The following is a 2,638-nucleotide window of genomic DNA, read 5'->3' as shown; positions in this document are numbered from 1 at the left end:
AAATTTATTTCAGTACACTCCCTTTATATCTAGTTTTTTATAATATATTTTTTAATATCTTCTATCCCATCATATATTTCTTCTTTAGAAAATTTAAATTCTTTAAATTCCTCATCACTTTTATTCATTAACATTGTATAAAATTCAATAACTACATAAGGCAAATTTTCAACTTTACTATTTTTAGCGTTATCAAATAGCATGTCTTCTGCTTCATTTACTTTTCCTTCAAAAGCAAGCCTTTTTAAAGTTATTAATAATACTTCCTCTTCTATACTATGACTTATCATTATCTCTTCATAATTATCAAAACTTTTGCCGAATAAAAGTTTTGCAACCATCCTTTTAATAGCTTCTGCGACTTCCTCTACCATTCCCATATTAGTTCCTCCTTATTTCTTCCATAGCTCATAGTTGACCTACTATATATAGTATATATTATTTTACATAAGAATAATAAGTTTTATAAAGCTTTTATCGTGTAATGTCGCTTTATCATTTCTTTATTCTTGGTAGTTGTTTTACACAAATTATATATTGCAAATATTTTTAGATTTATATCTTGTTTTAAAATAAAAAAGACATTTCCTAAAGTTTAGAAAATGTCTTCTTAATTTATTTATCTGTAATATTAGATATTTTTGTAACAATTAAAACAATTATTTGTAATATTAAAACTAGTATAAATGCCATTATAAAATATGGATATGCTAATTTTTCTATAAAATAATTACTATTTACTATAAAGCAAATCATTAAACTTACCATTATAGAAATTATTATTTGTATTTTATAAAATAAATTCTTATTGTTTTTTATGCTTTTAATCAATAATACTATAAATATAAAAGTTATAATCAAAGCTATTACACTTAAAGTATTCAAATTATAAGAAGTTAAAATGCTTTTTTCAAATTGATACCTTCTAGCATAAACATGTCTCATAACTCCAGCCTTTTTATTTGTTAAATACTGTACTATAAAAACTGAACTTATTATAGATACTTGTATTAAAGCTATCAGTATATATGATACTTTTTTTAATAATTTATTATTCATAAAAACTCCTATTTAGGTTCTCCAGTTTCTACAGGATTTGAAGCATCATTACTCCATCCTATCCATCCATCACTATAAAGCGATGTATTATCAAGTCCCATTACATTTGCATAAGTTAAAACTTCTGCTGCTCTCCATCCACTACCACACATAAATATAAGGTGATTATTAGTATTTATCTTAGATGAATTCCATAATTCTTTTATTTCATCTGCATTTCTCATTGTATTATCTATATTTCTATAGTCTTCTAATGTCACAGAACTTGTACCAGCATATCCATAAACTGCACCTGGTATACGTCCTTTTTTATCATGATAAGAATATCCTGATTCTTTTCCTATATATTCATTCCAACTACGATTGTCAACTAGTGTATTATTTTTATCTTTTAATTTTTCTTTTAATTCTGGTATAGTCTCTATTAAATCTGGATTTCCTGGTATTTTTCCACCAAAATCATTTCCAGGTTGTTTTTTATTACTTTTAGTTTCAAGGTCATATCCTGCACTTACCCATGCATTATTTCCACCATTTAATACTCTAACATCATTTATTCCTATGTATCTAAGAACTGCTGCTATTCTATATGATGCCATTGTATCTGGGCCTGTTACTATTACTGTATCATCTTTAGTAAATCCGTAATCTAGTACAAATTTCTTTAAATTTTCATCACTATCTAGCATCCACATTGGTGGTGGCTCTACTGTATCAGTATTTATATGTACCGCTGTTGGAACATGCCCCTTAGCATAAGCTTCTTTTTCTTCTCCCCAACTTGCTTCAACTATTTTTACGTTTTTATCCTTATTAAATGTTTCAGGTGTCTTTCCATCTAATATATCTTTAACTACTACTGCTGGTACTATCATTTCATAATTTTTATATTTTTCCATAGGTAAGCTTTCATCATTAGCCCATTCATTTAAATCATATATGTATAAGTTCTTATACCCTTTAGAATCTAAATAATCAGCTACATCTTTAGCATTTTTTCCATTTGCATCATAAAGTACTATATTTTTATCAGTATCTATATTCTTAGTTTCTAGTGCTTTTTCTAAAGTTTTTTCTTTATTATCAGCATCTACTTTTAGCCAGTTTGCTGAGAAATCAACTGCACCTTTTATATGTCCCCCTCTTTTTACTCCATCTAATTTCCACCCATTATAAGCATCATTTAGTCGAGTATCTACAACTACCCAAGATTTGTCATCTAATTTAGATTCTAAATCCTTAGTTGATATAGTCTTTGTTTCAACACTTATATTATTCTTATTAGCTTCATTTTTACTACATGCCGCTAAAGTACCCATACTAAGCACTAGTACTGCACTTAAAGCAATATTTTTAATTCGTTTCTTTGCCATATTAAATTTTCCCTTCAGTCTATTTTCAAAACAAAATTATACATAATTACTCAATATTATTTTATATAATACTTATAATTAAGTAAAACAATATAGATAAATATTATAGTCATATATTACATATATAGAGTTTATCTATAATACTTTCCCTTTAATATATATAATTCAATTTATAAAAACTAATTAAACACAAAAAGCTTTCTTAA

Annotated in this window: 3 protein-coding genes; all 3 read right to left on the bottom strand. The window is 26.0% G+C overall.

The genetic code is table 11. The features are described 5' to 3' along the window. Positions 1-29 precede the first annotated feature (29 nt). Positions 30-380, bottom strand: a complete 351-nt coding sequence (locus tag BN899_RS00995; RefSeq protein ID WP_042271675.1) for a DUF6483 family protein — start codon at positions 378-380, stop codon at positions 30-32. A 235-nt stretch (positions 381-615) separates the two neighbouring features. Further along, on the bottom strand, positions 616-1,059 hold the full coding sequence (locus tag BN899_RS00990; RefSeq protein ID WP_042271673.1) for a hypothetical protein: 444 nt from the start codon (positions 1,057-1,059) through the stop codon (positions 616-618). A gap of 8 nt (positions 1,060-1,067) precedes the next feature. Beyond that, entirely contained in the window at positions 1,068-2,432 is a 1,365-nt protein-coding gene (locus BN899_RS00985) for a rhodanese-like domain-containing protein (RefSeq protein ID WP_042271671.1), read from the bottom strand. Positions 2,433-2,638: the final 206 nt, after the last annotated feature.

Source organism: Faecalimicrobium dakarense (assembly GCF_000499525.1).
Lineage (GTDB): Bacteria > Bacillota > Clostridia > Peptostreptococcales > Peptostreptococcaceae > Faecalimicrobium > Faecalimicrobium dakarense.
Note: the sequence above shows the minus strand (reverse complement) of the source record. Positions and strands in the feature narration are given on the sequence as shown.